Raw genomic sequence first — 9,775 nt, forward strand, 5'->3', positions numbered from 1 at the left:
CGAAAACCCCCACCTGCGCGTCACGATCGATGCCACAACTGGGGCGATCGCTAGCCTTTTCGATAAACATCAGCAACGAGAAGTCCTCAGCGCTCCGGGCAATCAACTGCAAGCATTTCACGATCAAGGGCAATATTGGGATGCCTGGAATATTGACCCCAACTATGCTCAACATCCTTTGCCCCCGGCGCAGTTGAAGGCGATTCAGTGGACGCGTTGGGATGGGCTTCAGCAGCGGATTCGAGTCGTTCGGCAGGTCGGACAATCGGAATTTCGTCAGGACTATGTCTTGGATGCGAATGCGCCTCTGCTGAAGATTGAAACGCAGGTCGATTGGCAGGAACGGCATGTGATGGTGAAAGCGGCGTTTCCGCTGACTGTAACCGCCGATCAGGCAACCTATGAGATTGCAGCAGCGGCGATCGCCCGTCCCACCCATTCCACCGACCCGCACGACCAGGCAAAATGGGAAGTTCCGGCATTACAGTGGGCAGACCTGAGTCAAGCCGATTATGGGGTCAGTCTGCTCAACGACTGTAAGTATGGCTATGACAGTCAACCGAATCAACTAAGACTAACGCTGTTACGTAGCCCCATGTGGCCCCATCCAGATTGCGATCGCGGTTTGCACCAGTTTACCTATGCCATCTATCCCCACAGCGGCAGTTGGCAAGCCGCCCAGACGGTACGACGTGGGTATGAACTGAACCAGCCGTTAGTTGTGCATCGCATGGATGCTACCCACACCGCTTCCGCAACCTTACCGCCGCTGGCGCAATTGTTGGGTATATCGGCTGAAAATCTGATGCTGATGGCAGTCAAACCGGCAGAAGATGACCCGCAACAGTGGGTAATGCGCTGTTATGAATGCCACGGAGAGACAGCGCACCTGTCCCCCCAGATCCCGTCGGATGGACTGCCAGATTGGGCGATCGCCCAATCTTTGAATGTGTTGGAGCTGGCAGATCCGGCGATCGCGCCCTGGTCAGACTCTCAGCAATCGTATGTCATTCCTCCCTGGCGGATAGCTACCTTCCGACTCATCCGCACAATGGCAGAGAAGAATTCATAAAATACGTGAGGTCAAAAGCTGTGCCATCTTGTAGGGTGTTGGACAAATGCCATCAGTGTGTCTTGATATCAGTGGAGTGACCCTATGTTACCGTCTCAGAACAACCCCAAGGGGTGGATGGGCACCTGCGTGATGTCCAGTGCGATCGCTGGTCTGCTGGCGGGTCAGATGCTGCCAGCACAGGCACAAATTACCCCCGATGCGACTCTGGGTGCGGAAGGCTCGCAAGTGCTACGGAATGGAACGGTTCGGGGTCAGTCTGCCATTGTGATCGAAGGCGGTGCGACTCGTGGCGTTAACTTATTCCATAGCTTCACCGACTTTAACGTTAACCCCGGACAACGGGTGTACTTCGACAATCCAACGGGCATCGACACGATTCTCAGTCGCGTAACGGGTTCTCATCTGTCTCATATCGATGGGGTGCTGGGGGTTCGCGGTTCTGCCAATCTATTTTTGCTCAACCCCAACGGCATTATTTTTGGACCCCAGGCAAGGTTAGATATTCGGGGGTCGTTCCTGGCGAGCACCGCCAACAGCTTTACCTTCCCCAGTGGTAGTGAGTTTAGCGCCACTCATCCCCAAGCGCCACCGCTATTACGCGTGAGTGTCCCCATCGGCTTGCAATATGGTGCAGCCCAGGGCGATCTGAGCAATTCTGCCCATCTCAGCGTGCGTCCCACCCAATCCCTGACTCTTCATGGGGCAACGGTGACGAGTACCGGATCGTTGATGGCACCGGAGGGAACGGTACAACTTTTAGGCGATCGCATTGCCTTGCTGGATGCGGCTCAGATCGATGTATCTGCTGCCAGAGGAGGAGGGCAGGTTTTTCTCGGAGGTGATGCTTATGGTCAGGGCAGGTTGCCGACTGCGCAACGGACTTATATTGCCCCAGATGTGACGATTAATGCCAATGCGTTGAGCCATGGCGACGGGGGCAGCGTGATTGTTTGGGCAGACGATGCCACCGAATTCTACGGCAACATTCAGGCGAGAGGCGGAACTACCACAGGGGATGGTGGGTTTGTAGAAGTATCCGGTCGGCACGACCTGGTGTTTCGCGGAACCGTTGACCTCAGTAGTGTGGATGGCACGATTGGTACTTTATTGTTAGACCCGACGAATATCATCATTGCCAATGGCGGCGGCGGTGCCGATGATGGTCAGATCGGAGGCGATGGGGCTATTTTTGCGGCTGATCCGGGGGCGACGTTTACCATTTCCGAGGTGGCTTTAGAAGGGCTGGCAGGGAATACCAACGTTATTTTAGAAGCCACCAATGCTATTACCCTGCAAGACCTGGCAGATAATACGCTCAGTTTTCAACCGGGTACCGGCAGCATTCAGTTCAATGCCGGGGGGGCCTTCACCATGCAAGACCCGGGCGACACGATTCGCACCAGTGGCCGCGATATTGCCATCACGGCTGCCAGTCTGAGCCTGGGCAGCATCGATACGTCTCCGGCAACGACGACGTTGATTGATATCGATGCGGGGGGTGCTATTCCTCCGACGGGTACCAGTGGCACTTCAACCTTCACGTTTACGGTGCCCGCATTGGGTGGCACGATCGCCGACCTGAATGTGCGATTTTCTGCCGACCATACCTGGGATGGCGATCTGAGTGTGTCGTTGCGATCGCCTACGGGCACGGATTTGAATCTATTTAGCTCGGTCGGGGGCAGCGGCGACAACTTTCAAGACACGCTGTTTGATGACGGCGCTCCGGTGAGCATTACCGAGGGCGCAGCTCCCTTTATCGGCAACTACCGACCTCAGGGCAGTGGTGGACTTGCCGTTTTTAATGGTCAAAACCCGCAGGGTCAATGGACGTTGACGGTGGATGATCTTGCCTTGGGTGACAGTGGTACCCTGTATCAGGCAGGGGATGCGGCATCGTGGGGAAGTGCGATCGGGACGCAATTGCAGATCGCCACGCCGGGTCAAGGGCCCGGTGGCAACATTAACCTGACGGCAACGGCTGGCGGTATTACGGTCAACCGCTTACAGGCGTCGAGTCTGGATGGGGTAGGTGGCGATATTCGCCTCAATGCCACCGGGGCGATTAACTTAATCAATAGCCAGATCATCAGTGACAGCATTAGTAACGGCTTTCCCAATGTCAATCATTCGGGAGCAAGCTTCAGTACGATTCGGATTGAATCGACGGGAGATTCTGTCTTGTTGGATCAGGCGCGGGTAAGTGCGGTCAATTCGCTGGCTGGGTTTGCCGGAGATATTTTGATTGATGCCAGCAATCAGATCACCATTACCAATAGCAGCAATGTGTCTGCCAATGGCAACTTTGGGCGGATTTTTATCGGTTCTAATTCCACCGTTCCCCTCTTTGATCCTACCGCTCCGCAGACGGTGGTGATTGACAATAGCAATCTCACTACCACCAATTTCATTATTGACGGGTCTGCCAATGCCGGAGATATTAGTGTTCGAGCCAGTAACAGTGTGGCGATCGCCAATAACAGTCGGCTTTCGACCGATACCACCGGCACGGGGTCAGGTGGCGACATTCGCATCGAAGGTCTGGGGGCAGCCAGCGTCCCAGTGTTGACGATCAGCGGTAACTCTACCCTCAGTGCAACCAATTCTGGCTCCGGTGCAGGCGGAAATATTACGTTAAATGCGGCTGATGTGGCGTTATCGGATGGTGGCAATGTCACGACGGCGGTTTGCCCGACGGGGGTGTGCACCAATGCGACGGGCGCAGGGGGCAACATTGCCATCATCAATGCCAATCAAATCAGCCTGACCAGCAATGCCTTTTTAGATGCCAGTACCGATGGTTCTGGAGCGGGTGGCACGATTAATCTGCAAGCCAGTGGTGCCGTGTCGCTCAACAACAGTTTGATTAATGTTGAAACGCTGGCAGATGGAGATGGCGGCGATTTGACGATCACTGCCGGATCGGTTTCGCTCCAAAACAATGCTTTTTTGAATGCCAGTGTGCGGGGGAGTGGTGCTGGCGGCAATGTTTCGGTGACGGCAACGGATGCCTATGACCCAGGTAATCCCAGCGTTTTTCCGATCAATTTACAACGCAGCACAATCAGCACAGCCGTAGAAGGCAATGCGACTGGAGCGGGGGGCGACATTACCCTGACGGGTGCGGCTCTGTCTTTGAGTCAGGGTGCCAGAGTGCAGGCATTGACGCGGGGGCCTGGTGATGCCGGAAACATTCAAATTACGGTGTCTGATCTGATTGATCTGTCGGGTAGCAGTCCCTTTGGGCTATTTACAGGATTACTCACCTCTTCGGAAACGGCGGACAGTGGCACGGGAGGAAATATCCGGATTAACTCGGCAGCAAATCCCACAGGAATCTTACGGGTGAGCGATCGCGCGTTTCTCAGTGCCCGTACTCGCAGCCATAACAATGGCGGCACGATCGAAGTGAATGTCAGCGATTTGATTGTCGAGACGGGGGGGCAACTGCTGACTACGGCGTTTAGCAGTGGTGATGCGGGCAACATCCTGGTCAATGCCACCCGTAGCGTCCATATTTCCGGCAGTGGCATCGATCCCACCACCACCACCTCGCCGTTTGATACGGTGACGCTATTCGATCTGGCAAATCTGGTGTTGCAGGGAACGTTCAATTCTGAAATCGACAACTCAGGCCCCGGTGGTATTCCCTATGCCACCCTGTTTCGCACCAACGATCAGATCTACAGCAACGCTACCAGCACGGGCACCTCGTTTGTGTTTCAAAATCCGGTGGGCACAGGGTATGACTACTATGCCTTTGATATTGCGGCTGACAATAGCCAGGTGATTTTTGATATCGACAATGCCAATGCCAGTAACCCCAGCAGTATTGACACGGAGCTGTTTTTGTTCAACCGCACGACGGGCGAATTGCTGGCTAGTAACGACGACTTTGGCAACGACAGCGGCAGTAGCAGCTATCTCGATTCTTATATCAGCTACATCCTTTCACCGGGTTCCTATGTGCTGGGGGTGGGTGAATTTAATGCGTTTGCTGGCAATGGCAGCTTGCTCAGTGGCAATGACTTGAGTCCTGGAGAAAATTACACGCTGCATGCCTCGCTGCAAAATCAAGGAACCGGAGCCACCAATATTGCCGATCTCAACCCCAATGAAGGGTTGCAGAGTGCGCTGTTGGCGCGCACCGAAGGGTCTGGAGATGCGGGCAGCATTACGATTAACACGCCGTTGCTCAGTGTTCAAGATAGTGGCAGAGTTTCAGTCGAAACCACGGGTACAGGTGATGCTGGAGCGATCGCCCTGCAACCCTATGGCACAGGAACCACGCTGGATATCGACGTGGAGGGGGGGCAAATCTCGGCGGCGACCCTGGGCAGTGGGGCGGGGGGCAACCTTCGGGTGACAGCACCAACGTCGGTGACGATTCACGGCAATGGTTTGCTCTCAGCGGAAACGTCGGGCAGTGGGGCAGCGGGGACGATTCGCATCACCACCGACACGTTGAATATGAATGATGACGCTCGGGTAACCACGACGGCAACGGCAACGGCAACAGCAGCAGCGCAGGGTGGCGATATTATTGTCCATGCCAACACCCTTAACCTGGCGGGCAGTGAAACCGGCTTGTTTGCTGAAACCCGAGGGGTTGCCGATGCTGGAAACCTGACCTTAACCCCCCAGAGCAGTGCTAATTTGCGGGTGAACTTTCAAGACGGTGCCCGGATTTCTGCCTCAACCTCGGGGCGAGGAGCCGGTGGGGATGTCAGTGTCACGGCTGACAATGCGATTACCCTCAGTGGGGCAGGCGAACTCTCTGCCGAAACCTCCAGCCGTGGTGATGCTGGGAATGTGGTTTTGTCTGCACCAACCGTGACGATCGCCAATGGTACTCGCGTGTCCACAACGACCAGTGCCACCGCCAGCACTGCCGGAGCTGGGGGCAACATTACCGTCAATGCCAATGTCGTTAATCTGCGCGGTCAAGATTTGGATGGCGATGCCATCGACGAAGACACCCACACGGGTCTATTTGCCCAAACCACGGGGGCTGGTGATGCCGGAACCTTGCGACTGCGTCCCTATGGCAATGGGTCTCGACTAACGGTGAATCTCTCTGGCAACGCCCAGGCATCGACGTCTACCTCTGGCAGTGGTGCCGGGGGCAATCTGAATATCAGTGCTGACACTGCCGTAACTCTAAGTGGTCAGGGGCAGATTTCGGCGGAAACCTCAGGCAGCGGTGCAGCCGGAACCATTCGGATTACGAGCGATCGCGTGACTGTGGATGATGGCGCGCGGGTAACGACGACGGCAACAGAAACGGCGACAGCAGCGGCGCAGGGTGGCGATATCATCATCCGTGCCAATACGCTCAATCTGACGGGCAGTGAAACGGGCTTGTTTGCCGAAACCCGAGGGGCGGCAGCGGCTGGAAATCTGAGCTTAAACACGAATGGCAGTGCCAATTTGCAGGTGAACTTTCAGGACGGTGCTCAAATTTCTGCCTCCACATCGGGGCGAGGAGCTGGGGGAGATGTCACCGTCACCGCAGACAGCGCTATTACCCTCAGCGGCGCAGGTGAACTCTCCGCCGAAACGTCTGGTAGCGGCGATGCTGGTAATGTAACCTTGACTGCTCCAACCGTGACGATCGCCGATGGCACTCGTGTGTCCACGACGACTCGTTCAACTACCAATACGGCTGGGGCAGGGGGTGACATTACCGTCAATGCCAATCGCTTGAATCTCCAGGGCAGCGATCGCGATCGCGACAACCGCGATGAAGATGCGATCACGGGCTTATTTGCCCAAACAGAAGGGGCTGCCGATGCCGGAACTCTGACGATCAATCCCTATAACGGGGGCACAGACTTAGCCATCTATCTGTCGGGGAATGCCCAGGCGTCTACCTCCACCTCTGGCACGGGTGCGGGAGGACAGTTTATCGTCACAGCTCCCGGTTCGATCACCATTACGGGGGACGGCAGCCTCACCGCAGAATCGACGGGACAGGGGCGTGCAGGCGATTTTGAGTTGACGGCTGACCAGGTGACGATTGACCGGGGTGCAAGTGTCTCGGTCAGCAGTCGCGGTTCGGCGCGAGCAGGGACTCTGCTCATCACTGCCAGTGAGGTGATATTAGATCATCACGCCCGGTTAATTGCCGAAACCGAGGCGGGTCGCGGAGGCAATATTCGGTTTTTGAACCTGGATGCTCTGACGTTGAACCACGGCAGCGGGATTTCGGCATCGACTGAAAGCGGCGAGGGCGGTAACCTGTTCATCATCACGCAGCCAGGTGGCGACGTTGGCTTGTTTGGCAATAGTTTCTTCCGCGTTCGTGCCACGGATGGGGGTAACGGGGGCAGTTTGTTCCTGCGTCATGCCGACCAGTTGGTTGTGCGCGGCGGTTCCACCATTACTGCCAGCAGCACGCTCGCGGGCAATGCCGGAAATCTGTTTCTCGCTGCGGCTGATATTTTGCTAAATAACCAGGCTGAAATTACGGCGACGACCGAAGCGGGTGGACGTGCAACCACCGACTCCGGCAATATTCAGATTCAAACTGAGCGGCTGCGGGTATTGGATAGTCTGATTTCGGCATCGACTCAAGATGGAGTCGCCGGAAGCGTGACCGTTAGTGCTGAGCGGATCTTTCTGCAAGGAACGCTGGCGAATGGGCAACGGGCAGGGCTATCGGTCGCCTCAAGAGCCGGGGGGACTGCCGGATCGATTCGGCTAACAGCGGATAATCTGGCGATCGCCGATGCTGCCCAGGTGACGGTTAGTAGTACAGAAGACGGTGTTGCCGGAGATATTGATGTTACAGCCAGAGAGATACGGCTATCCAATCGGGCACGTCTGACGGCAGATACGGAACAGGGCAGTGGGGGTGATGTCCGCCTGCGCGCAGTTGAACAATTGCAATTGAGCGATCGCAGTGTGATTTCTGCGTCAACAGACAGTGGCACAGGCGGTAGCTTATTCCTGCGCACTCGGTCAGGCGGTCAGGTGGCTCTAGAGACGGGTAGCCGTCTGGCTGCGGCTGCCAATGCTGGCGGTGAAGCAGGGTCGCTTAATCTGGAGACCGTTGATCACCTGAGCGTGCAAGGGCGATCGAGCATTTCAGTCAGCAGCACAGCCGATGGACGCGCTGGAAACGTGACGCTGGATGCTCGCCATATTGTGCTCAATACTCAGGGCAGTGTGGTTGCCAATACCGAATCTGGTAGCGGGGGCAATATTCGACTAACACGGGTGCGATCGCTGGAGTTGGTTGGCCAGAGCGAAATCTCCGCCTCGACAATCAATGGTTCGGGTGGCAATGTCAGCTTTAATTTAGGCGACCAGCCAGCCAGCTCGATCGAGTTGAATGACCGTAGTCGCATTACCGCCTCGGCAAGTGGTCGGGGTAGTGGCGGCAATCTCAGCCTGCGGAGTCAAACGATCACCGTGGCGGGTGGGTCGCGGATCACAGCATCGACGAATTCGGGAGTGGGTGGCAGTGTCACCCTGCGGGGTCTCGATCAGTTATGGGTCACCAATGGTGAAATTTCTGCCTCGACTCAAACCGGACAGGCCGGTAGTTTAGATATTCGGGCGGCAGATGCGATTCACCTGCGAGGGCGAGGAGGCTTATCGGTTGCGGCGAGTGAAGCCGGAGGAGTTGCCGGAAACCTGGATTTAGAAACATCAGGGTTGACCGTTGAGAATGGCGCGGCAGTAACGGTGAGCAGCCCCGGATTAGCCGGACGCCTGTCGATCACGGCGGATATCGTTAGTTTGGATAACGGTAGCCTGACCGCAGAAACCGGGCTCAGTCAACCCGGTCGCGAAAGTGCCACGATTCGGCTGAATGATTTGGATCTGTTGTGGCTGAGTCACGAAAGCCTGATCTCGGCGACAGCAACGGGCAGCGCTGATGGGGGCAACATTTTTATTGCGGTGCCCGATGGGTTTATGTTTGGTTTGGCAGATCCTAATGCGGTCAATGGTAGTGATGTCGTTGCCCGTGCCGAAGCAGGTACGGGGGGGCAAATTACGATCACCACTCTGGGGATTTTTAATATTGAGCAACGCCCTGCCATCCCTGGTAATCAGACTAATGATATTGATGTGTCATCTAGCTTTGGGTTGCAAGGGACGGTGACGATTAATCGCCCGGATGTAGACCCCAGTCGTGGTTTAGCAGCCCTGCCCACTGATGCTATTGATGCATCCAGCCAGATTGCCCAAACCTGCCAGGGGTCGGCGATCGCCGCATCCGGTAACCGCAGTGCATTTGTGGTAACGGGTCGAGGTGGGTTGCCGCCCAGCCCCCTAGAACCCATGCGAGGAAGTTCGGTATTGGTTGATTTGGTGTCCTTGGATGACGATGCGGCTGACGTTAGTGGTCACGTTGACGTTACGGATCAGCCTGCGATTCACACTGCGATCGCACCATCGTCTGCACCTGTGTTAGATCAAACATCCCTATTCCCATCTTCGATTGTAGAAGCTCAGGGTTGGGCAATCGCCGCCAATGGCGACATTATTCTCACCGCTCAATCAACTGAAGTTACGCCGGTATCGTCAGCGATGGGCGATCGCAGTTGCACACCTGTTTCTCAAGCTGCTGATTAATCTAGCTGTCGAGGGATTGATTAAGACAACGGTTGTGTGAGAACCCGCGCGGAGCGCGGGTTCTCACACAACCTCCTGATTTAACCGTCCTAACGGTTGCCATAGGACAGATGA

General features: G+C 55.9%; 2 protein-coding genes. Both read left to right on the top strand.

The window, feature by feature from the left end:
- Positions 1 to 1,072: glycoside hydrolase family 38 C-terminal domain-containing protein (locus ACR6Z4_RS31705; RefSeq protein WP_479721316.1), on the top strand; the 1,072-nt coding region annotated here is incomplete at its 5' end.
- A gap of 84 nt (positions 1,073 to 1,156) precedes the next feature.
- Positions 1,157 to 9,661, top strand: a complete 8,505-nt coding sequence (locus ACR6Z4_RS31710) for a two-partner secretion domain-containing protein (protein WP_479721317.1) — start codon at positions 1,157 to 1,159, stop codon at positions 9,659 to 9,661.
- Positions 9,662 to 9,775: the final 114 nt, after the last annotated feature.

Source organism: Calyptranema fuscum S582 (assembly GCF_055793305.1).

Coding starts and splice junctions, on each gene's coding strand:
- ACR6Z4_RS31710 (WP_479721317.1), top strand. CDS start 1,157: ATGTTACCGTCTCAGAACAACCCCAAGGGGTGGATGGGCACCTGCGTG.